General features: G+C 73.6%; 23 protein-coding genes. 19 read left to right on the forward strand and 4 right to left on the reverse strand.

The window, feature by feature from the left end; genetic code table 11:
• The first annotated feature begins 64 nt into the window (after positions 1-64).
• The 6 genes from TOK_RS31005 to TOK_RS31030 all read left to right on the forward strand — a co-directional run bounded on the left by TOK_RS31005 (position 65) and on the right by TOK_RS31030 (position 6,185).
• Entirely contained in the window at positions 65-997 is a 933-nt protein-coding gene (locus TOK_RS31005) for an ABC transporter permease (protein WP_098961524.1), read from the forward strand.
• A gap of 44 nt (positions 998-1,041) precedes the next feature.
• On the forward strand, positions 1,042-2,013 hold the full coding sequence (locus TOK_RS31010; RefSeq protein WP_098961525.1) for an ABC transporter permease: 972 nt from the start codon (positions 1,042-1,044) through the stop codon (positions 2,011-2,013).
• A complete protein-coding gene (locus TOK_RS31015; protein ID WP_098961526.1) occupies positions 2,013-4,112 on the forward strand; it encodes an ABC transporter ATP-binding protein in 2,100 nt (699 codons plus the stop codon). The genes TOK_RS31010 and TOK_RS31015 overlap by 1 nt, the downstream gene beginning before the upstream one ends.
• Positions 4,113-4,189: 77 nt before the next feature.
• Positions 4,190-5,068 carry an N-acetyl-1-D-myo-inositol-2-amino-2-deoxy-alpha-D-glucopyranoside deacetylase gene (gene mshB, locus TOK_RS31020; RefSeq protein ID WP_098961527.1) on the forward strand — a complete coding sequence of 293 codons (879 nt, stop codon included), beginning with the start codon at positions 4,190-4,192 and terminating at the stop codon, positions 5,066-5,068.
• On the forward strand, positions 5,065-5,418 hold the full coding sequence (locus tag TOK_RS31025) for a hypothetical protein (RefSeq protein ID WP_098961528.1): 354 nt from the start codon (positions 5,065-5,067) through the stop codon (positions 5,416-5,418). The genes mshB and TOK_RS31025 overlap by 4 nt, the downstream gene beginning before the upstream one ends.
• Complete coding sequence (locus TOK_RS31030; RefSeq protein WP_098961529.1) at positions 5,418-6,185, forward strand: hypothetical protein; 768 nt, start codon at positions 5,418-5,420, stop codon at positions 6,183-6,185. Before TOK_RS31025 ends, TOK_RS31030 begins: the two co-directional genes overlap by 1 nt.
• On the opposite strand, the gene TOK_RS31035 is transcribed toward TOK_RS31030, so the two are convergent.
• Positions 6,167-7,174 (reverse strand): N-acetyltransferase, encoded by a 1,008-nt coding sequence (locus TOK_RS31035; RefSeq protein ID WP_098961530.1) that lies wholly within the window; start codon positions 7,172-7,174, stop codon positions 6,167-6,169. The two genes, TOK_RS31030 and TOK_RS31035, sit on opposite strands and share 19 nt — an antisense overlap.
• A gap of 136 nt (positions 7,175-7,310) precedes the next feature.
• On the opposite strand from TOK_RS31035, the gene fdxA reads away from it, so the two are divergent.
• Genes fdxA through TOK_RS31050 form a run of 3 tightly spaced genes read left to right on the forward strand, consistent with a single transcriptional unit; the run spans position 7,311 to position 9,992 of the window.
• Positions 7,311-7,637 carry a ferredoxin gene (gene fdxA / locus TOK_RS31040; protein WP_098961531.1) on the forward strand — a complete coding sequence of 109 codons (327 nt, stop codon included), beginning with the start codon at positions 7,311-7,313 and terminating at the stop codon, positions 7,635-7,637.
• Entirely contained in the window at positions 7,634-8,752 is a 1,119-nt protein-coding gene (gene dapC, locus TOK_RS31045; protein ID WP_098961532.1) for a succinyldiaminopimelate transaminase, read from the forward strand. The genes fdxA and dapC overlap by 4 nt, the downstream gene beginning before the upstream one ends.
• Positions 8,753-8,762: 10 nt before the next feature.
• Positions 8,763-9,992 (forward strand): MFS transporter, encoded by a 1,230-nt coding sequence (locus TOK_RS31050; protein ID WP_098961533.1) that lies wholly within the window; start codon positions 8,763-8,765, stop codon positions 9,990-9,992.
• On the opposite strand, the gene TOK_RS31055 is transcribed toward TOK_RS31050, so the two are convergent.
• Both TOK_RS31055 and dapD read right to left on the reverse strand, forming a co-directional pair.
• Positions 9,952-10,917 (reverse strand): CHAD domain-containing protein, encoded by a 966-nt coding sequence (locus TOK_RS31055; RefSeq protein WP_253258775.1) that lies wholly within the window; start codon positions 10,915-10,917, stop codon positions 9,952-9,954. The genes TOK_RS31050 and TOK_RS31055 overlap by 41 nt on opposite strands.
• A 105-nt stretch (positions 10,918-11,022) precedes the next feature.
• Positions 11,023-11,958 carry a 2,3,4,5-tetrahydropyridine-2,6-dicarboxylate N-succinyltransferase gene (dapD, locus tag TOK_RS31060; RefSeq protein WP_098961535.1) on the reverse strand — a complete coding sequence of 312 codons (936 nt, stop codon included), beginning with the start codon at positions 11,956-11,958 and terminating at the stop codon, positions 11,023-11,025.
• Positions 11,959-12,092: 134 nt separating this feature from the next.
• Between dapD and dapE the strand changes: the two genes are divergently transcribed.
• From dapE to TOK_RS31115, 10 genes are all read left to right on the forward strand, one after another.
• Positions 12,093-13,169 carry a succinyl-diaminopimelate desuccinylase gene (gene dapE / locus TOK_RS31065; protein ID WP_253258776.1) on the forward strand — a complete coding sequence of 359 codons (1,077 nt, stop codon included), beginning with the start codon at positions 12,093-12,095 and terminating at the stop codon, positions 13,167-13,169.
• Between the two features lie 66 nt (positions 13,170-13,235).
• Entirely contained in the window at positions 13,236-14,000 is a 765-nt protein-coding gene (locus TOK_RS31070; RefSeq protein ID WP_098961536.1) for a TIGR00730 family Rossman fold protein, read from the forward strand.
• Entirely contained in the window at positions 14,000-14,584 is a 585-nt protein-coding gene (locus TOK_RS31075; protein WP_098961537.1) for a TIGR00730 family Rossman fold protein, read from the forward strand. The genes TOK_RS31070 and TOK_RS31075 overlap by 1 nt, the downstream gene beginning before the upstream one ends.
• A gap of 74 nt (positions 14,585-14,658) precedes the next feature.
• Positions 14,659-15,474: a dihydropteroate synthase gene (folP, locus tag TOK_RS31080; protein ID WP_098961614.1), complete on the forward strand. Its 816-nt coding sequence runs from the start codon at positions 14,659-14,661 to the stop codon at positions 15,472-15,474.
• Complete coding sequence (locus tag TOK_RS31085) at positions 15,471-16,418, forward strand: glucosyl-3-phosphoglycerate synthase (protein WP_098961538.1); 948 nt, start codon at positions 15,471-15,473, stop codon at positions 16,416-16,418. The genes folP and TOK_RS31085 overlap by 4 nt, the downstream gene beginning before the upstream one ends.
• Before the next feature lie 10 nt (positions 16,419-16,428).
• Positions 16,429-17,055, forward strand: a complete 627-nt coding sequence (locus tag TOK_RS35185; protein ID WP_098961539.1) for a DivIVA domain-containing protein — start codon at positions 16,429-16,431, stop codon at positions 17,053-17,055.
• Entirely contained in the window at positions 17,052-17,534 is a 483-nt protein-coding gene (locus tag TOK_RS31095; RefSeq protein WP_098961540.1) for an SRPBCC family protein, read from the forward strand. The genes TOK_RS35185 and TOK_RS31095 overlap by 4 nt, the downstream gene beginning before the upstream one ends.
• Complete coding sequence (locus TOK_RS31100; protein ID WP_098961541.1) at positions 17,531-18,100, forward strand: DNA-3-methyladenine glycosylase I; 570 nt, start codon at positions 17,531-17,533, stop codon at positions 18,098-18,100. The genes TOK_RS31095 and TOK_RS31100 overlap by 4 nt, the downstream gene beginning before the upstream one ends.
• 235 nt (positions 18,101-18,335) lie before the next feature.
• Complete coding sequence (locus tag TOK_RS31105) at positions 18,336-18,503, forward strand: DUF3117 domain-containing protein (RefSeq protein WP_098961542.1); 168 nt, start codon at positions 18,336-18,338, stop codon at positions 18,501-18,503.
• A gap of 401 nt (positions 18,504-18,904) precedes the next feature.
• Complete coding sequence (locus tag TOK_RS31115) at positions 18,905-19,507, forward strand: CGNR zinc finger domain-containing protein (protein ID WP_098961544.1); 603 nt, start codon at positions 18,905-18,907, stop codon at positions 19,505-19,507.
• Between the two features lie 12 nt (positions 19,508-19,519).
• Here the strand turns inward: TOK_RS31115 and glgA are convergent, their stop codons facing one another.
• Positions 19,520-20,683, reverse strand: a complete 1,164-nt coding sequence (gene glgA, locus TOK_RS31120; RefSeq protein WP_098961545.1) for a glycogen synthase — start codon at positions 20,681-20,683, stop codon at positions 19,520-19,522.
• Positions 20,684-20,777 lie beyond the last annotated feature (94 nt).

Here is a 20,777-nt window from a genome sequence, read left to right on the forward strand (position 1 = left end):
GCTCCCCGGGCCGTGACCCGGGCCGGGGAGCCACCTCCTCCTCCGTGCGTCGAAAGCCGGTCACATGGCTCGATTCATCGCGCGGCGTCTGGTCCAGGCCGTCCTGGTCATCCTCGCCGCGACCTTCCTGATCTTCCTGGCCACCTTCGCGCTCGGCGACCCGTTCGCGTCGTCGGGGGAGAAGGCGGTCCCCCCGGACATCGCCGAGGCCAACCGGGAGAAGTTCGGCCTCGACAAGCCTTTGCCCGTGCAGTACCTGCTCTACGTCGGCAACATGCTGCGTGGCGACTTCGGGATCGACTTCGACCAGCACCGGCCGGTGTCGCAGCTGCTCGAGGCGGCTGTGCCCAACACCGTGCGGCTGGCCATCGTCGCGATCATCATCGACGTGCTGATCGGCGTCATCGCGGGCGTCATCGCCGCGGTGAAGCGCTACTCGTTCTGGGACGTCCTGGTCACCGTCATCGCGACGCTCGCGATCGGCATCCCCGTGTTCGTGATCGGCGTCGTGCTCGTCGCCAACGTCTCAGGCTGGGGTCCCTTCCCCTCGGTCCCACGAAGTTTCACGGTGCAGGTGCCCTGGTACCAGGAGGTGCTGCTGCCCGCGTTCACGCTGGCGATCATCGACGCCGCCTTCATCGCCAGGCTCATGCGCGGGTCGATGCTCGAGGTGCTGCGGGCGGACTACATCCGCACGGCGCGGGCCAAGGGCCTGTCGGAGCGGCGCGTCATCGGCAAGCACGCCATGCGCAACTCGATGATCCCGGTCGTCACCTATGTCGGCGTCTCGCTCGGCGTGCTGTTCGGCGGCGCGATCATCACCGAGACGATCTTCCAGTACAACGGCGTCGGCTATCTGCTCTCGAGGGCGATCGTGAACAGCAACGCGCCGATCATCATCGCGGTGGTCGTGTTCAGCGTCGTCGCCTACGTGCTGATCAGCATGATCGTCGACATCCTCTACGCGTTCCTGGACCCGCGGATCCGGCTCGGCTGAGCCGGCCACGGTCCCGAACAGACTCCTGAGGGCGGTCCCACCACATGACCACTCCGACCTCCGCCGGCCCCCCGGCCGACGCCGATGCCACGGGCAGTGCACTGCTGCTGCCCGGGCCGGACGCGGCGGCGAGCGGCACCACCGTGCCCCTCGGCGCCCGCGGATCGGGCCAGTTCGCCGACATCCGGCGACGGTTCGTCCGCAACCGGCTCGCGATGGTCGGGCTCGCGATCGTGACCGTGCTGATCGTGCTCGCGATCATCGGCCCGTACGTGACGCCCTACAACGCGTTCGAGCAGAACCTCGCCAACACGCTGCAGCCGCCGAGCGCCGACCACTGGTTCGGCACCGACGTGCTGGGCCGCGACCTGTTCTCCGGGATCATCTACGGCTGCCGGCTCGCGATCCTCGTCGGACTGCTGACCGTCGCGTTCTCGCTGCTCATCGGCCTGTCCCTCGGCGCGGTCGCCGGTTTCAAGGGCGGTGCGTGGGACGCGGTCATCGCGCGCTTCATCGACATCTTCCTGGCGTTCCCGCCGCTGGTCGGTGCGATCGTCATCGTCCGGGCCGTCGGCGGGGGGGTCACCCCGGTGATCGTCGCGCTCGTCGCGCTCGGCTGGATGACGACGGCGCGCCTCACCCGCGGTCAGGTCCTCGCGCTGCGCGAGGCCGAGTACGTCGAGGCCGCCCGCTCGATCGGCGCGGACAACCGGCGCATCGTGATGCGTCACGTCCTGCCCAACGCCATCGCGCCCGTCCTCGTGTACGCGTTCACCAACATCGGCGTGGTGATCGTCGCGATGGCCTCGCTGTCCTACCTGGGCATCGGCGTGCCGCCGGACGTCCCCGAGTGGGGCAGGCTGATCTCGCAGGCCACCCCGTTCCTGCGGGTCGAGGGCAAGTCGCACCTGTGGCTCGCCCCCGCGCTGGCGATCGCGATCACGACGCTCGGTTTCGCCTTCGTCGCCGACGGCATGCGCGACTCGCTCGATCCGAAGCTGCGGGGAGGCAACTGATGGCCCGCACGTCCCGACACGCGGCGGCCGCGCCGGGAGAGTCCCGGCACCTGCTCGAGGTCCGCGACCTCAAGGTCCACTTCCAGACCGGCGGCGGCGTCGTCAAGGCCGTCGACGGGGTCAGCTGGCACGTCGACGCGGGGGAGACGCTCGCGATCGTCGGCGAGTCCGGGTCGGGCAAGTCCGTGTCCGCGATGACCCTGCTCGGCCTGGTCCCCAGCCCGCCCGCGACGTTCCCCAGCGGCCGGGTGCTGCTGGAGGGCCGCTCGCTGCTCGACATGCCCGAGCAGCAGCAGCGCCGCCTGCGCGGCAAGGACATCGCGATGATCTTCCAGGACCCGCTCACCGCGCTGAACCCGGTGTTCCGCGTCGGCGAGCAGATCGCCGAGATGGTCCGCACCCACCAGGACATCGGGAAGATGGCGGCGAAGACGCGGGCCGTCGAGCTGCTGGCCGAGGTCGGCATCCCCGACCCGCGGCTGCGGGCGACGCAGTACCCGCACGAGTTCTCCGGCGGCATGCGCCAGCGCGCCATGATCGCGATGGCACTGGCCAACGACCCCAAGGTCCTCATCGCCGACGAGCCCACCACCGCGCTCGACGTCACGGTGCAGGCGCAGATCATGGCACTGCTGGAGAAGCTGCAGGCCGAGCGCGACACCGCGATCGTGCTCATCACCCACGACCTCGGCCTCGTCGCCGCGCACGCCGACCGGATCATGGTCATGTACGCGGGCCGCGTCGTCGAGGAGGGCACGAACGACGAGATCTTCGCCGCGCCGCGCCACGCCTACACCCACGGCCTGCTGTCGAGCCTGACCCGCATGGACCACGTCCGGCCGGAGAAGCTCGAACCCATCCCGGGCCAGCCGCCCAACCTCGCCCGCGTCCCGCAGGGCTGCGCCTTCCACCCGCGGTGCCGCTTCGCCTCGGACGCCTGTCGCGGTGAGGTGCCGCTGCTGGTCCCCGCCGCGCCCGGCTCCGCGCACCGGCACGCCTGCCTGCACAGCGACGAGGTCGCGATCGCCCACGAGCGGCCGCGCGAACCGGCCCCGGTGGTCGCCGCGGCGACGCCCGTCGAGGAGCGGGCGCCGATGCTGGAGGTGCGCGAGCTCGTCAAGCACTTCCCGATCAAGGTCGGCACGTTCGTCAAGCGGACCGTCGGGGAGGTGCGCGCCGTCGACGGGGTGTCGCTGTCGATCCCCGAGGGCTCGACGCTGTCGCTGGTCGGGGAGTCCGGCTGCGGCAAGTCGACCGTGGCGCGGGCGATCCTGCGGCTGCACGAACCCACCAGCGGCTCGGTGGAGCTCGCGGGCCGCGACATCACCGGCATGTCGCAGCCGGTGCTGCGCAAGGCCCGCAGCGACATGCAGATCGTCTTCCAGGACCCCTACGCGTCGCTCAACCCGCGCATGACGGTCCGCCAGATCCTCACCGAGAAGTACGAGCTGCTCGGCGGGCAGGTCACCGACTCGACGATCCCGGACCTGCTGGAGACCGTCGGCCTCGCCGCCGACTACGCCGACCGCTACCCGCACGAGTTCTCCGGCGGGCAGCGCCAACGCGTCGGCATCGCCCGGGCGATCGCGCTCAACCCCCGGTTCGTGGTGCTCGACGAGCCCGTCTCCGCGCTCGACGTCTCCATCCAGGCCCAGGTGCTGAACCTGCTGGAGGAGCTGCAGCAGGAGTTCGGGCTGACGTACCTGTTCATCGCCCACGACCTGTCGGTGGTCCGCCACATCTCCGACCGGGTCGCGGTGATGTACCTGGGCGGGATCGTCGAGATCGCCGACCGCGACGCACTGTTCGAGCGTCCGCACCACCCGTACACGCAGGCACTCATCTCGGCCGTGCCGATCCCCGACCCGGCCGTCGAGCGGGTCCGGGAGCGGATCGTGCTCACCGGCGACGTGCCCAACCCGGCCAACCCGCCGTCGGGCTGCCGGTTCCGCACCCGGTGCTGGAAACACCTCGAGCTGTCCGACGACGACAAGCGGCGCTGCATCGAGGAACCGCCGCCGCTGCTGTCGGCGTCCGGCTCCGGCCGTCACCACGTGGCGTGCCACTTCGCGGGCGAGCGCGAGGTCCTGCGCGGCTGAGGGACAGTGCCGTTCCTGCACACCGGGCGCCCGTCCCCGGGGCGGCGGGGCGCGGCGCGGGCTGCGATATTGGCGCCGTGACCGCTTCCCGCCGGCTCGTCCTCGTGCACGCCCACCCCGACGACGAGACCCTCGCGACGGGCGGGGTCGTCGCCCGCTACACCGCCGATCCGGACACCGACGTCACCGTCGTGACCTGCACGCTCGGTGAGGAGGGCGAGGTCATTCCCGCGGAGCTGGCCGAGCTCGCCCCCGGCCGTGCCGACCAGCTCGGCGGCTACCGCATCGGCGAGCTCGCCCGGGCTCTCGCCGCTCTCGGTGGGCCCCGGCACGTCTACCTCGGCGGCGTCGGCCGCTTCCGTGACTCCGGGATGGCCCTCGCAGGCGACGGAGGGGTCCGCGCGACCACCCGCGCCGACCTGCATCCTCGCGCGTTCGCCGACCCCGGCAGGCTCGCCGAGGAGACGGACCTGCTGGTGGAGCTGCTCACCGAGCTGCAGCCGCAGGTCCTGGTCACCTACGCCGACGACGGCGGCTACGGCCACCCCGACCACGTCCGCGCCCACGAGATCACCGTCGCCGCGGCGTCCCGGGTGCCGTCGGTGGAGAAGGTGTACTTCGCCGTCGAGGGGCGGTCCGCGCTGGACGCCGGGCTCGCGGAGCTGGCCGCGGAGGCGGGGCTGCCGTACCGGCTGCCCGACCCGGGGGAGCTGCCGTCGGTACCCGACGAGACCGTCACGACGCGGATCGACTGCACCGCCCACCGCGCCGCCCGCGTCGCCGCGATCCGGGCACACGTCACGCAGGCGTACCTGTGGGAGAAGGACGGCGGGCTGGTGGCCTACGCGATGAGCAACGACGTCGCGCAGCCGCTGCTCGACGTCGAGGAGTACATCCTGTCCGGCGCGCCCGAGGGTCTGGCGGAGACGGACCTGTTCGAGGGGATCGGCTCGTGAAGGCTCTGACGCTCGTCGTGATCGTCGTCTGCTCAGTGCTGCTGGCCGCGTTCGAGCTGGCCCTGCAGCCCCTCTATGTCGGCTCCGTGCCCGCGCCGGTGGGGGCGATCGTCGCGATCGTGACGATGCCGTGGCTGGTCCGGGGTGCGGGCGCGGAGTTCGGGTCGGCGGCCGCGGCGGGCCTGCCGATCGTGGCCTTCGTCCTCACCCTCGGCGTGCTGGGCACCGTCGCCCCTGGTGGCGACGTCATGCTCCCCGCGACGTGGCAGTCCGGCCTGCTGGCGGTCGCGGGCATCGGCGCGGGGCTGGTCGCCCTGCGCGGTGTGGCGATGCGCCCGGGCGTCGGCTGATGGCCGAGTCCATCCCCGACTCCGCGGTCGTCGCGGTGCTGCGGCCGTTCGTGCGGGCGTCGCGACCGGTGCTGCGCGGGCTGCGTGAGGCCGACCCGTTCGGCCTGCGCGCCCGGCCCGCCCCGGAGGCCGCCGCCGACCGCGACCTGCACGACAAGCTGCTCGACGCGCTCGCGAAGGTGAAGGTGCCGGGCACGTCGCGGTGGGCGGCGATGGGCGTCGAGGACCGCTGCCGGTGGTGGGTCTACCGCGTCGGGCGGGTGACGACGATCGCCGCCGCCGTCCCGGGGCTGGGCGGTGCGCTGGCCCGGAGCCTGCCGGTGTCGTCGACGGTCGGGGCGGCGGGGCAGGGGCTGCTGCTCGTCGCGATCGCCGGGGAGCACGGCGTGGAGGACGAGGACGAGGTCGTCGCGCTGCTGGGCCGGATCCTGTTCGGCCGTGACCTCGCGCCGCGCACGCTCGACGCGGCGGCGGACGTGGCGGCGGACGCCCGCGCCGACGAGCTGACCGGCGACCTCCACGTCGACGACGGCCGCTCCACCGCCCGCAGGGTCGCGACGGCGGTGTGGCGGATGGGCCGTGCCCTGTACGCGGTGGAGGACGAGCTGGACAAGCGTCCCCACGGCCGCTTCTACCACGAGGCGATCGGTCTGCTGCCCGTCGTCGGAGCCGTCGGCAAGTACTTCGGCGAGTGGTCGGGGCTCAAGCGGGCGTCGAAGAAGGCGCACAGGTGGTTGCGCGCGGCCGGTCAGCCCGGGACGAGGTAGTGGTATCGATGGTGCTCGGTCGTCCCCAGCGACGCCCAGAACGCCAGGCCGCCCGGGTTGGCGGTGGACACCTGCAGGACCAGCCAGCGGGCGCCGTGCTCCAGCCCCCAGCGGGCCGCCCCGGCGACGAGCGTGGTCCCGGTTCCCCGGCGCCGCCCGGACGGCGTGACGGCGAGCCGGGCGACGTGCAGGTGGTCGTCGACGACCGCGAGCCGTACGACGCCGGCCGGGTCGGCGGGATCGCCTGCGACGCCGAACCCGACGTCCGCGATCCGGCCCCCGGCGGCGGGGGCGAGGACGTGGCGCTGCGCCTCGGTGGGCGGCCCGCCGAGCGCGACCGACCACCAGGCGGCGTCGGGCCGGGAGGAGACGATGACCGTGCCGGCGTCGTCGGCCACCGCCTCGCATGCCGTGACCTGCGTCGACACCTCGGGGCCCGGCTCGTGGGCCGCGTCGGGCACCCAGCCCTCGGCGCGGACCGCACGCGACCACGGTGACCCGAGAGGCGCCAGCACCCGGGGCGCGAGGCCGTGCTCGTCGGCGAACCCACGCACGAGCGCCAACGCCGCGCCGGTGCCCACACCCGGGTCGCCGACCGCGAGGGCGGCGTTGGCCCGGCCGCTGAACCCGTCGGCGGCCCGGAGCCGCCAGCCGCCGAGAGGCCGGTCGACGAGCGCGGGCCAGGCGTCGGCACACAGGTGCTGCAGCCGCGTGACGTCGGTCCACGGGGCCCGGCGCGGCGTTGCGGGCGGCACCTCGCGGGCGGCGACGACCTTGTCGCGCGCCACGACCACGTCGCCGCGGCGGGTGGCGACGACCACCGTCGCGACCCCGTCGCGCTCCCCGCCGTCGGACAGCGTGCCGACGGCGTCGGTGAACAGCGGGCGGCCGTCACGCTCACCGATCAGGTGACGCAGGGCGACCCGGGACCCGACGAGCGCGTCGAGCGCGACGCGGCCGGGGCCGGGTGGCGGGGACGCAGCGGTCATGGTGAGGCAATCCTCTCCCGACGGGCGACGGGGTCGCCGGGTTAATCTGGCAGCCGGATCGTCGCCCACCCAGGGACGGTCAATGCGGCAGGGGATACTGGCAGCAGTCTTGCTGTCCCGAGTGGAGGACTTCGAAGTGACCTACGTCATCGCCGAGCCATGCGTCGACCTGCTCGACAAGGCGTGCATCGAAGAGTGTCCCGTGGACTGCATCTACGAGGGCGGACGGATGATGTACATCCACCCCGACGAGTGTGTGGACTGCGGCGCCTGCGAGCCGGTCTGCCCGGTCGAGGCCATCTACTACGAGGACGACGTGCCCGAGCAGTGGGGCGCCTACCAGAAGGCCAACGCCGAGTTCTTCGACGAGCTCGGCTCGCCGGGTGGCGCGTCGAAGGTCGGCAAGGTGCAGCGGGACGCCGGCCCGGCCACCACGCTGGCGCCCCAGACCCACGACGAGTGAGCTCCGCGGGGACGGTCGACCGGACCGGCCTGCCCGACTTCCCGTGGGACTCCCTCGCCGGTGACCAGGAGCTGGCGCGGGCGCATCCCGACGGGATCGTGGACCTGTCGATCGGTACGCCGGTCGACCCGGTCCCGGCCGTCGTGCGGGTTGCACTGACCGGTCCGGCCGCCGACATCCCGGGCTACCCGACGACGTACGGGCCGGCCTCGCTGCGGGAGGCCATCGCGGCGTCCCTGAGCAGGCGGTTCGGCATCGCCGGGGCCGACCCGGCCGCCGTGCTGCCCACGATCGGCTCGAAGGAGCTGATCGCGTGGTTGCCGACGCTGCTGGGCCTGGGCGCGGGCGACCTCGTCGTCATCCCGGAGCTGGCTTACCCGACCTACGAGGTGGGTGCCCGGCTGGCGGGTGCCGATTTCGTCCGTTCCGACGGGTTGCTGGGCATCGGACCGCGTCGCACGGGCCTGGTGTGGCTGAACTCACCGTCGAACCCGACGGGGCGCGTGCTGCCCGTCGACCATCTCCGCAAGGTGGTCGCGTGGGCCCGGGAGCGGGGCGCGGTCGTCGCGTCCGACGAGTGCTACCTGGGCCTGCCCGGTGTGGCCGACCCGGCGCCGATCTCGGTGCTGCACCCCGACGTGTGCGACGGCGACCACACCGGCCTGCTGGCGGTGCACTCGCTGTCGAAGACGTCGAACCTCGCCGGGTACCGGGCGGCGTTCGTGGCGGGCGACCCGGCTCTGGTGTCGCGGCTGCTGGAGATCCGCAAGCACGCAGGCCTGATCGTCCCGCATCCCGTGCAGGCCGCGATGGCCGCGGCGGTGTCCGACGACGCGCACGTCGAGACGCAGCGTGCGATCTACGACGCGCGGCGCACCCGGCTGCGGGCGGCGCTCGAGTCGCGGGGCATGCGCGTCGAGCACTCCGAGGCCGGGCTGTACCTGTGGGCGACCGAGGGCCGCCCCGGCCGCGCCACCGTCCACGACCTGGCCGAACAGGGTGTCCTGGTGGCCCCCGGCGAGTTCTACGGGCCCGCCGGGAACGACTTCGTGCGGGTCGCGCTGAGCGCGAGCGACGAGCGGATCGACGCCGCGGTGGAGCGCCTGACCCGGTGAGGCGGATGCGGTGAAGGGCGCCGGACCCGCAACGACGCGGGTGGGTGCGGGAGTCGTCCTGCTGGGGGTCCTGGCGGTCGCGGCCAACCTGCGCGCGTCCCTCGCCGGGTACCCGCCGCTGATCGAGAGCGTCCGCGACGACCTGGGTGTCGGCGCGTCCGCGGCAGGGCTCGTGCAGTCCGGCGCCATCCTGATGATGGCCGTCGGCTCCTTCGCCGGGCCGGCCGTGAGTGCCCGCACCGGCCGGGAACGTGGACTGGGATGGTCGGTCGCGCTGATCGCGGCGGGCAGCCTGCTGCGTGCGCTGCCCACGTTGGCGACGCTGATCGTCGCGAGCCTGCTCGTCGGGCTGGGCATCGGGCTCGCCGGGGTGCAGCTCACCGGGGTGGTGAAGCACCACCTGGCCGCGCGGGCCGGGGCGGTGACCGGCGGCTACGTCGTGTCGATGATGGTGGGCGCGACGGTCGCGTCGGCCATCGCGGTGCCGCTTGCGGTGGGCCTCGGTGGCTGGTCGTGGTCGATGGCGGTGTGGACGGTCCCGGCGGTCCTCGCCTTCGTCGTGTGGATGCCGATCGCCCGGCGCATCTCCGAACCCGCGGAGCCCGCGGCGACGCTCGCGCTGCCGTGGCGCGATGCGTTCGCCCGTCGCTGCGCCTGCTACCAGGCCGGCACGTCGACGATGTTCTACGGCTGGATCACCTGGCTCGCGCCGTACTACGAGAGCCAGGGCTGGAGTGCGCAGCGGGCCGGGGTGCTGCTGGCGGCGTGGAGCATCACCCAGATCCCCGCCGCGCTCCTGGTCCCCGCGCTGGCCGAGCGGCACCGCCGGTGGCGGTTCTGGGCGACGACGACGGTCACGTGTGGCATCGCGGGCACGGTCGGCGCGATGCTGCTGCCGGAGCCGCCCGGCGTGGGGCCGTGGGGCTGGGCGGTGCTGATGGGTGTCGGGATGGGCGCCGGTTTCCCGCTGGGGCTCGCCGTCATCGCCTGGCGCACCCCCGACGGCCACGCGAGCGCCACGGTGAGCGGGCTGGCCCTCGGCGTGGGGTACGTGGCAGCAGGGCTCGCGCCGCTGCTCATGGGCCTGCTCATCGACCTCACCGGCGGCTACCGGGCGGCCATCGCCGTCCTCGTCGCGGGTGGCCTGCTGCAGGCGGGCTCGATCTGGCGGATCGGCGACGAGCCGCGACCCGCCGCCGTCAGGCCGCCGGGCGACCCAGCGTCGCGGCCCGGTCCCTGACCGCGACCCACGCGTCCCACCACTCGGCGCGCTTCGCCTCGGCGCGGTGCCGCTCCCGTTCCACGAGCCGGCCGGCGACGAACACGACGTAGGCGTCGAGCTCGCCGACCTCCCCGTCGGCGTCCGGGCGTTCACCGAGCGCGTCGAGCAGCTCGCGGATGCGCTGCTCGGCCACGCACGCGTCCTGGTGGTCGCCCAGGACCTCCTGGAGGCCGGCCGTGGCCGACATGAGCAGCTTGACCTGTTTGCCCTGGGTGGTGCCACGAAGGCTCGGCTCGACCAGCTCGCCGGTGTAGCGGACCCGCTTGCCCAGGATGCGCAGCTCGTGCAGGGTCGCGTCCACGGGGTCGGGACCGGCGTTCTTCACCGCGCGCGCGAGCTTGCGCGCCTCGGTGCGGACGAGGTCGATCAGGGCGGGCTGCTGCGCCATCGCCGACGCCGTCGGCAGGGGCAGCCGCACCGCGTCGGCGATGCGCTCCAGCAGGGCGCTGTAACGGGGGGCGTCGAGGGCGGCGAGCATCTCGGCGCGGGCCTGCTCACGTTCGCGCTCCAGCTCGGCGACCAGCACGCCGCCGGCCTCCTCCTCGGCCTGCGGCAGCGTCGCCACCTCGCCGCGCAGCCGCAGCAGCATGACGTCGAGGTCGCGGACGGGGCCCAGGGCGCCGCCGAGCCAGCCCAGCTCGGCCCGCAGCGCGTCGGCCCACGGGGCGTCGAGCAGCGGGCGGGCCGACCGTAGCGCGGCCCGCATGCGGCGCACCGACACCCGCATCTGGTGCAGGTCCTCGATGTCCTCGCCGCTGCGGGTCCCCTCGTCGTGGGAGATCAGGGCTCGCAGCCGGGTGTCGAGCGCGACGCGGACGTGATGGACCGGCGAGTCGCCGGGTGCGGCGACCAGCGGGTTCTGCGTCTCGAGCAGATGGGTCACGTCTGAACGGACCCGGGGAGTGGGACGCGTGGGAGCGGGCGACACGGGTGCAGACCCTAGAGGAACCGGATGAACGTGCCGGGACCGCTCCCGATCACCGTGGCGTCAGTTGGCGTGCAGGGCCGCGTTGAGGGTGATGCCCTCGCCGGTGCGCAGCAGGGCCTCGACGGCGCCGGTCTGCGAGTTGCGACGGAACAGCAGGCCGTCCTGCCCGGACAGGGTCCGCGCCGGGGTGACGGTGCCGTCGGGCAGCGAGACCTTCGTGCCCGCGGTGATGTAGAGCCCGGACTCGACGACGCAGTCGGCGCCGAGCGAGATGCCGATGCCCGCGTTGGCGCCGATCAGGCAGCGCTCGCCGACGGAGATGACCTGCTTGCCGCCGCCCGAGAGCGTGCCCATCGTCGACGCGCCACCGCCGAGGTCGGCGCCCTCACCCAGGACGACGCCCGCGGAGATCCGGCCCTCGACCATCGACGCGCCCAGCGTGCCCGCGTTGTAGTTGACGAACCCCTCGTGCATGACCGTGGTGCCCTCGGCCAGGTGCGCGCCGAGGCGGACGCGGTCGGCGTCGGCGATCCGCACCCCCGGCGGGACGATGTAGTCGACCATCCGCGGGAACTTGTCCACGCTGTACACGGTGACCGGGCCGCGGGCCCGCAGCCGCGCCCGGACGGCCTCGAACCCCTTGGGCATGCAGGGGCCGTGGTTGGTCCACACGACGTTGGCGAGCAGCCCGAACACACCCTCGAGGTTGACCTCGTGCGGGCGGACCAGCCGCCACGACAGCAGGTGCAGCCGCAGGTAGACGTCGGCCGCGTCGACCGGTGCGTCGGCCAGCGACCCGATCGTCGTGCGCACGACCGTGACCGTGACGCCGCGGGCGTCGTCGTCGCCGGCGACCGGCGCGAGGTCGGCGGTGGTGTCGGGGGCGTCCGCACCCAGCGCCGGTGCCGGGTACCAGACGTCGAGGACGGTCCCGTCGCTCGTGACGGTGGCCAGGCCCGTGCCGGACGCGCTCTCGGTGCGGAATGCGGTGCTCACCCCCCAACGGTAGCCGCTCCCGGCCCGGCGGCGGCAGTCCGCCCCGTGATTGCAGGAACGGCACTTTCCCGCAACTGAGCTGCGGGAAAGTGCCCTTCCTGCACGATGGCGAGCGCCCGGTACCGTCCCCGGGCGTGACGACCACCGCCCCCGCGCTCGACCTCACCGCCGATCCCGTCGCGCTCGCCGCCGCGCTCGTCGACGTCCCCAGCGTCTCCGGCGACGAGGGTGTGCTGGCCGACGCGATCGAGCACGCGCTGCGGACGCAGGCCCCGCACCTGGAGGTCGTCCGCTCGGGTGCGGCGGTGCTCGCCCGCACGAACCTCGGCCGCGCGCGCCGGGTCCTGCTCGCCGGGCACATCGACACCGTCCCGATCGCCGACAACGTGCCCTCACACCGCGACGGCGACCTCCTCTACGGCTGCGGCACGTCGGACATGAAGGCGGGCGACGCCGTCATCGCGCACCTCGCCGTCACGCTCACCGAACCGGTCCACGACCTCACCGTCGTGTTCTACGACTGCGAGGAGATCGAGGCCACGCGCAACGGGCTGGGCCGCATCGAGCGCGAGCTGCCCGACTGGCTGCGGGCCGACCTCGCCATCCTGGGCGAGCCCACCGACGGCATGGTCGAGGCGGGCTGCCAGGGCACCCTGCGCGCGGAGGTCCGCACCATCGGGCGGCGCGCGCACTCGGCCCGGTCCTGGCTGGGGGACAACGCCATCCACCGCGCCGGCGAGGTGCTGGCGCGGCTGGCCGCCTACAGCCCGCGCCGCGTCGACATCGACGGCTGCGAGTACCGCGAGGGTCTCCAGGCGGTCAAGGTCACCGGCGGTGTGGCGGGCAACGTCGTGCCCGACGAGGCCGTCGTCACCGTCAACTTCCGCTACGCCCCCGACCGCTCCGCCGACACCGCCGTCGCCCACGTCCGCGAGGTCCTCGACGGCTTCGACGTGACGGTCACCGATCTGTCGCCCGGCGCGCTGCCCGGGCTCGCGGCCCCTGCGGCACAGGAGTTCCTGGCCGCGACGGGCGCCACCCCGCGCGCCAAGTACGGCTGGACCGACGTCTCCCGTTTCGCCGCCCTGGGCATCCCCGCGATCAACTACGGCCCCGGCGACCCGAACCTCGCCCACACCCGCGAGGAGCACGTCGACGTCACCCGCATCACCGACGCCACCGAGATCCTCCGCCGGTTCCTGACCGACTGACACGCGTTCACCCGGAGGTCGCCGCGTCGTCGATCGGGTGGGCCCGCGCGTCCGTATCGTGGCCTGATGACAGCAAGTGGGGGACGACGACCCGAGGAGAAGCAGCGCGGCCCGGTGGTCCTGCGCGGCGAGCACCGCAACGAGGCCACCACCACCGACCAGCGGCTGCTCGACTCCCGCGGACCGTCCGACTGGGTGCACACCGACCCGTGGCGGGTGCTGCGGATACAGGCCGAGTTCGTCGAGGGCTTCGGCGCGCTGGCCGAGGTGCCCCGCGCCGTCACGGTGTTCGGCTCGGCCCGCACGCCGCGGGAGCACCCCGAGTACGAGCAGGGCCGCCAGCTCGGCAAGGCGCTGGCGGACAACGGGTTCGCCGTCATCACCGGCGGGGGGCCGGGGGTGATGGAGGCCGCGAACCGCGGCTGCAAGGACGCGGGCGGGTTCAGCGTCGGGCTGGGCATCGAGCTGCCGTTCGAGCAGGGCCTCAACGACTGGGTCGACCTCGGGATCAACTTCCGCTACTTCTTCGCACGCAAGACGATGTTCGTGAAGTACTCGCAGGCCTTCGTGTGCCTGCCCGGTGGGTTCGGCACGCTCGACGAGCTGTTCGAGGCCCTCACCCTGGTGCAGACGAAGAAGGTCACGAAGTTCCCCGTCGTGCTGCTCGGCGTCGACTACTGGAAGGGCCTCTACGACTGGATCGCGGGCGCGGTCCTCGACGGCGGCAAGGTCGGCGACAAGGACCTCACGCTGCTGCACCTCACCGACGACGTCGACGACGCCGTGAAGGTCGTCCACGAGGCGTACCGGGCCTGGGAGGACGTGCACTGATGCGGGACGTCACCGGCGCACGCTTCGGCGTCTGTGTGTACTGCGCGTCGTCGCTCTCGGTTCCGGACCGCTATGTGGAGCTGGCGACGGAGGTGGGCACCGCGATGGCCGTCCGGGGCTGGGACCTGGTCTCCGGCGGCGGGCGCGTCTCCATGATGGGCGCGGTCGCCGCCGCGGCCCGGGCGGGCGGGTCGCGCACCCTCGGGGTCATCCCGCGGGCACTGGTCGACCGGGAGGTGGCCGACACGGCCGCCGACGAGCTCGTCGTCACCGACACGATGCGCGAACGCAAGGCGCTGATGGAGGCCCACGCCGGGGCGTTCCTCGCCCTGCCGGGCGGTATCGGCACCTGCGAGGAGCTCTTCGAGGTCTGGACGTCGGCGACGCTGGGCATGCACGACAAGCCGGTCGTGCTGCTCGACCCCGACGGGCACTGGACCGGGTTGCTCGACTGGGTCCGCGGCCTGGTCGACCGCGGCTTCGCCGGCCCTGCCGCGATGGAGAAGCTGGTCGTCGCCACGAAGGTGACCGACGCGCTGGACGCCTGCGCCCCACGGCCCGACGTGACAGCATCGGTGTCGTGACGATCGACGGCGTCGACACCCGTTCCGTGCTGCGCTTCGGTACCCGCACCGTCGCGGGGGACCGGGCCCTGGTGATGGCCATCGTGAACCGCACCCCGGACTCGTTCTACGACCGCGGGGCCACCTTCTCCGACGACGCGGCGATGGCCGCGGTCGACCGGGCGGTGGCCGAGGGCGCCGATGTCATCGACATCGGAGGGGTCAAGGCCGGGCCGGGCCCCGACGTCGACGTCGGCGAGGAGATCCGCCGCGTCGTCCCGTTCGTCGTGGCCGTGCGCGACCGCCACCCCGACGTCGTGATCAGCGTCGACACGTGGCGCGGGGAGGTCGGGCGGCTCGTCGTGGCGGAGGGCGCCGACCTGCTCAACGACACCTGGAGCGGCGCCGACCCCACCCTCGCCGAGGTCGCGGCGGCCACCGGCGCGGGCATCGTGTGCTCGCACACCGGCAAGGCGGTGCCGCGGCTGCGGCCGCACCGGGTCCGCTACGCCGACGTCGTCACCGACGTCGTCGAGGAGGTGACCGGGCAGGCGGAACGGCTCGTCGCGATGGGGGTGCCGCGCGAGGGCATCCTCGTCGACCCCACGCACGACTTCGGCAAGAACACCTTCCACGGCCTCGCCCTGCTGCGCCGCCTCGACGAGCTGGTCGCGACGGGATGGCCGGTGCTGATGGCGTTGTCCAACAAGGACTTCGTGGGGGAGACGCTCGGGGTCGCCGAGGTCACCGAGCGGCTGGAGGGCACACTCGCGGCCACCGCGCTCGCCGCCGCCGCGGGGGCGCGGATGTTCCGGGCACACGAGGTCGCGGCCACCCGGCGCGTCGTGGAGATGGTCGCGGCGATCGCGGGGACGCGGCCGCCGGCCCGGACCGTCAGGGCGCTCGCATGAGCGGATGGTTCGCCCGCCGCACCTGGCAGCACCCGCCCTGGACGGTCGCGGATCTCGTCGGCGCCAAGGCGGGGCGCCGCGTGTCCGTCGTGCTGCCCGCCCTCGACGAGGAGGCGACCGTCGGCGGGGTGGTGGCCGCGATCGCGCCGCTGGCCCGGGGTCCGCAGCCGCTGGTCGACGAGCTCGTCGTCATGGACTCGGGCTCGACCGACCGCACCGCCGCTGTCGCCGCGGCGGCGGGCGCCCGCGTCGTCGCCCGCGACGACGTCCTGCCGGGGTTCGACCCCGTCGCGGGCAAGGGCGAGGTGCTGTGGCGCTCGCTCGCCGCGACCACCGGCGACGTCCTGTGCTTCATCGACTCCGACCTCGTCGACGTCGACCCCGCGTTCGTGCCCGCGCTGCTCGGACCGCTGCTGGCCGAGGACGGCGTCGGCCTGGTCAAGGGCTTCTACCGGCGCCCGCTGCGGCTCGAGATCGGCGACGTGCAGGCGCTCGACCACGGAGGCGGCCGCGTCACCGAGCTGGTCGCCCGTCCGCTGCTGGCCGCCTTGCGCCCGCCGCTGACCGCCGTCGTACAGCCCCTGGGCGGCGAGTACGCGGCCACCCGCGAGCTGCTGGAGTCGCTGCCCTTCGCCACCGACTACGGCGTCGAGATCGGGCTGCTGATCGACACCTTCGACACCCGCGGCATCGACGCGATCGCCCAGGTCAACCTCGGCGTGCGCAAGCACCGCAACCGCTCGCTGCTGCAGCTCGGCGCGATGGCCCGGCAGATCACCGCGACGGCGCTGCGTCGCTCGGCCGCCCACGACAGCGGCGCCCCCCTCGTCCAGTTCGTGCAGGTCGACGGCGAATGGGTGCCGCAGCCGGTCGAGATCACCGGTATCGAGCGGCCGCCCATGCGGGAGGTGCCCGGTCGTGCCGGTCGCGAGCCCGTGGTGTGATTGAACGACTATGGGAACCGCGCTGATCTACCTCCTGGTGGTCGTCGTGGTGGCCGCCGTCGTCTACGCCCTCGCGGTCGCCGTCTTCGGCCGGGGCGAGGAGCTGCCGCCACTCCCCGAGGGGGAGACGCCCACCCGGCTGCCCGTCGGCAGGGTCTCGGGTGCCGACGTGCGCGCCCTGCGCATCCCGCAGGCCGTCCGCGGCTACCGGATGGCCGAGGTCGACTGGGTGCTCGACCGGCTGGCCGGTGAGGTCGAGCGGCTCGGTGCGGAGCGCGACGAGATGGAGGCCCGGCTGCGCACGGTCGAGGACCGCGAGGCCGGTACCGGCCCGGTGCCCGTCGACACCCCGACCGGAGGGTGGGTGCTGCCGGGCGGTGAGCGCCCGCCGGGGCGCCACAGCAGGTCGGCTTCCGTGACCGGTCCCACCGACGCGGTGCCGGCGGCGGTGACCCCGGCCTGGACAGCGGTCCCCGCGCCGGACGAGGCCCCGGAGGACGACTCCCGGCAGGACCCACAGCAGGACTCCCGGCAGGACGAGCCACCGCCGGAGGACGAGCGATCTCCCGCCGGCGGGTCCGTCGTCGGCGCCGGTGGGCACGACCGCGGTGCGCACCGCGCGCAGGACCTGTCGTGAGCCGCGCCGAGCTGGTCGTCGAGCTCGACGTCGCGGCCCCCGCGGAGCTGGTGTGGGACACCGTCATGGACTGGCCGCGCCAGGGCGACTGGATCCTCGCGACGCGCGTCGAGGTCACCGAGGGCGACGGCCGGTCCGTCGGGTCCCGGGTGAGCGCCGTGACCGGGGTCGGGCCGCTGGGGGTCCTCGACACCATGGTCGTCACGGAGTGGGCGGAGCAGCGGCCGGACGGCCCGTTCCGGTGCGTGGTCGACCACACCGGCAGAGTCGTGCGCGGCGACGGCGTGTTCGAGGTCGTCGGCACCGGTCCGGGCCGGTGCCGCTTCCGCTGGGTCGAACGGCTCGACCTCCCGCTCGGCGCCGTCGGCCGCCTCGGCTGGCCCGTCGTGCGTCCCGCGATGCAGGCGGGGGTCGCGCACTCGATGCGGCGCATGGCGCGCGAGTGCGAGGGGCGCCACCGTACGGGGCAGGGCGGATGACCGGCGCGACGGCGGAACGGTCGCGATGCGGCTGGGCGACGTCGGCGCCCGACTACGTCGCCTACCACGACGACGAGTGGGGCACCCCGCTGCGCGGCACGACCGCGATGTACGAGCGGCTGAGCCTCGAGGGCTTCCAGTCGGGCCTGTCGTGGCTGGTCATCCTGCGTAAGCGCGAGACGTTCCGCGCCGCGTTCGCCGGGTTCGAGCCGACGTCGGTCGCGGAGTTCGGCGACGCCGACGTCGAGCGTCTCCTCGGCGACCCGGGCATCGTCCGCAACCGGCGCAAGGTCGAGGCCACCATCGCCAACGCCCGTGCCGTCCTCGCCCTCGACACACCTCTCGACGACCTGCTGTGGGGGTTCGCGCCCGACCACACCGGCCGGACCCGCCCGGTCACGCTGTCCGACGTACCGGCCACCACGCCGGAGTCGGTGGCGATGGCCAAGGAGCTCAAGCGTCGCGGGTTCCGCTTCGTCGGCCCCACGACCTGCTACGCGCTGATGCAGGCGACCGGCATCGTCGACGACCACGTCTCGACGTGCTGGCGGGCGGGCCCGACCTGACGCGCTCACGCGTCGTCGCGGGTCGACCTCGCAGCGTGCCGTCCACTCGCGACGGAGGTGCCGGTCGGCGTCCACGGTGGTCGGAGAGGTGCGCGGTCGGCGCCCCGAGGCACCGTTGATCGCTCCGGTTGTGCTCCCGGCGGGGCCATGGGGGAGAATGAACGCAGCATCCCCGCCCGTGCGCTGCTCCCCATGCGCACCGGCCCTGGACGAGAAGTGACGGAGGGAGCAGGACATGGCGGCGATGAAGCCCCGGACCGGTGACGGTCCCCTCGAGGTGACCAAGGAGGGCCGGGGCATCGTGATGCGGGTACCGCTCGAGGGCGGTGGGCGTCTCGTCGTCGAGATGACCCCCGACGAAGCGGCCGACCTGGGCGAGGCGCTCAAGGCCGCGTCCGGCTGATCCGACGCCCGTCCCCGGTGGCCCGGTCCGCCGCCGGGGGCGCGCGGAGCCCGGCTCGGACCCCGGCTCAGACCCGGGTCGAGATGGCGCTCTGCGCCGGCAGTGCCCCCGGAGCCGAATGCTCCTGACCCGCCTGTTGCGGACCCGTGTGTCCTGAGGTCGTCGCGACGGGGTCGACCGTCGTCGTGTGTGCGCCGAGACGGACGAGCTCGATCGAGACCTCTCCGCAGATGCACCGGCGGTAGCGCACCCAGCCCTCCGACGTCGGGTGCGTCGACAGCACCCGCGCGTCCGTGCCGGGCCATCCACACTTCGTGCAGCGCGATTCCACGCCGTCTCCTCTGTAATATGCGTATTGAGTTCGATCCTTACGACAACAGGCTAGCAGGTGTAAGAGGTCAGTGGACTTCATCGGTTACAAAAGTGACGCGCTCGGTGCCGCCGTGGCGCTCGTCAACGCCGTCACCGCCGATCCGGACGGTGACGCCGACACCCCGCCCGAGCAGTCCGGCAGGCGGCTGCGCGACCTTCTCGTCGCGCACCGCTACCTCGCCGCCCGCGCGCCCGCCTCGGCCGAGCCGGCCCTGCGCGCCTGGGCGCGGCGGCTGCGCACCGTCTTCGACGCCGCGTCCGCAGGCACCGTCCCCGACGGCAGCGCCCCGCTCGACGCCACCGCCGTCGCCGTCAACGCCCTGCTCGCCGACGTCCAGATCGGCCCGCACCTGTCCGACCACGACGGCGAGGGCTGGCACTTCCACTACGCCCCGCCGGAGGCGTCACTGGTCGAGCGGGTCCGCTCCACCACCGCGTTCGCCGTCGCGATGCTCGTCTCGGAGTACGGCGTCGACCGGCACGGGGTGTGCGCGGCCGATGGCTGCCGGCGGGTGTACGCCGACACCTCGCGCAACGCGGCCCGGCGCTACTGCTCGCCCGCCTGCGCGAACCGCGCCGCCGTCGCCGCGCACCGGGCCCGCGCCAAGCTCAAGGCCGGCTCGGAGAACTGACCCTCGGGAGCGTCAGGGGCGCAGCGACCGGTAGATCGCGACGGTCTGCTCCGCCGCCTGACCCCACGAGAACTCGCGGACCGCGCGCTCCCGGCCCGCCGCACCCATCGCGGACGCCCGGTCCGGGTCGGCCAGCAGCTCGTTGACCGCCGCCGCGAGGCTCGCCCGGAACGTGTCGACGTCGTGCTCGTCGAAGTGCACCAGCAGCCCGGTCGCGCCGTCGGCGACGACCTCGGGGATGCCGCCCACGTCGGAGGCGACGACCGCGGTCCCGCACGCCATCGCCTCCAGGTTCACGATCCCCAGCGGCTCGTACACCGACGGGCAGACGAACACCGTGGCCGCGGACAGCAGCTGGCGGATCTCCGTCGTCGCCATCATCCGGCGCACCCAGACCACCCCGGGCCGGGCCGCCTGCAGGTCGGCGACCGCCTTCTCGGTCTCCTCGGCGATCTCCCGGGTGTCCGGGGCGCCCGCGCACAGCACGATCTGGGCCTCGGAGCTGATCGAGTGCGCCGCCGCCACCAGGTGGCCCAGCCCCTTCTGCCGGGTGATGCGACCGACGAACACGACGCTGGGCCGGTCGGGATCCACCCCGGCCTCGACCACTGCGTCGCGACGCGCGTCGGGCCGGTAGAACTCCGTGTCGATACCGTTGTGCACGACGTGGACGCGCGCCGGGTCGAGGCTCGGGTAGCAGTCCAGGACGTCGGTGCGCATGCCGTCGCTGACCGCGATGACGGCGTCGGCCGCCTCGTAGGCGGTGCGCTCCACCCACGACGACAGCCGGTAGCCCCCGCCGAGCTGCTCGGCCTTCCACGGCCGGCGCGGCTCCAGCGAGTGCGCCGTGACCACGTGCGGGACACCGTGCAGGACCTTGGCCAGATGCCCGGCCATGTTGGCGTACCAGGTGTGGGAGTGGGCGAGGTCGACGCCGTGCAGGGACGCGACCATCGACAGGTCGACGCCCATCGTCTGCAGCGCGGGGTTCGCGTCGGCCAGTGCGTCGGGCACCGGGTGGGCGGTCACCCCCGGCGCGTCGCGGGCCGGGTCGCCGAAGCAGTGCACGTCGACGTCGACCAGTCCCCGCAGAGCCGGCACGAGGTGCTCCACGTGGACGCCCGCGCCCCCGTAGACGTCCGGCGGGTACTCGCGGGTGAGCAGACCGATGCGCACGACCGCAGACGCTACTTGCTCCACCCCCGCACCGTCCCGGCCCGTCCACGGACATCGCCGGGCGGTGACACGCAGGCGAACGGCACGTTCCCGC

Origin of the sequence: Pseudonocardia sp. N23 (assembly GCF_002583555.1) — a bacterium.
Lineage (GTDB): Bacteria > Actinomycetota > Actinomycetes > Mycobacteriales > Pseudonocardiaceae > Pseudonocardia.

Excerpts from the sequence above, each read along its gene's own strand:
- TOK_RS31015 (WP_098961526.1), top strand. The coding sequence starts at position 2,013 with ATGGCCCGCACGTCCCGACACGCGGCGGCCGCGCCGGGAGAGTCCCGG.
- TOK_RS31030 (WP_098961529.1), top strand. The coding sequence starts at position 5,418 with ATGGCCGAGTCCATCCCCGACTCCGCGGTCGTCGCGGTGCTGCGGCCG.
- TOK_RS31010 (WP_098961525.1), top strand. The coding sequence starts at position 1,042 with ATGACCACTCCGACCTCCGCCGGCCCCCCGGCCGACGCCGATGCCACG.
- TOK_RS31100 (WP_098961541.1), top strand. The coding sequence starts at position 17,531 with ATGACCGGCGCGACGGCGGAACGGTCGCGATGCGGCTGGGCGACGTCG.
- TOK_RS31070 (WP_098961536.1), top strand. The coding sequence starts at position 13,236 with ATGACAGCAAGTGGGGGACGACGACCCGAGGAGAAGCAGCGCGGCCCG.
- TOK_RS31005 (WP_098961524.1), top strand. The coding sequence starts at position 65 with ATGGCTCGATTCATCGCGCGGCGTCTGGTCCAGGCCGTCCTGGTCATC.
- folP (WP_098961614.1), top strand. The coding sequence starts at position 14,659 with ATGGCCATCGTGAACCGCACCCCGGACTCGTTCTACGACCGCGGGGCC.
- TOK_RS35185 (WP_098961539.1), top strand. The coding sequence starts at position 16,429 with ATGGGAACCGCGCTGATCTACCTCCTGGTGGTCGTCGTGGTGGCCGCC.
- TOK_RS31075 (WP_098961537.1), top strand. The coding sequence starts at position 14,000 with ATGCGGGACGTCACCGGCGCACGCTTCGGCGTCTGTGTGTACTGCGCG.
- TOK_RS31105 (WP_098961542.1), top strand. The coding sequence starts at position 18,336 with ATGGCGGCGATGAAGCCCCGGACCGGTGACGGTCCCCTCGAGGTGACC.
- TOK_RS31085 (WP_098961538.1), top strand. The coding sequence starts at position 15,471 with ATGAGCGGATGGTTCGCCCGCCGCACCTGGCAGCACCCGCCCTGGACG.
- TOK_RS31035 (WP_098961530.1), bottom strand. The coding sequence starts at position 7,174 with ATGACCGCTGCGTCCCCGCCACCCGGCCCCGGCCGCGTCGCGCTCGAC.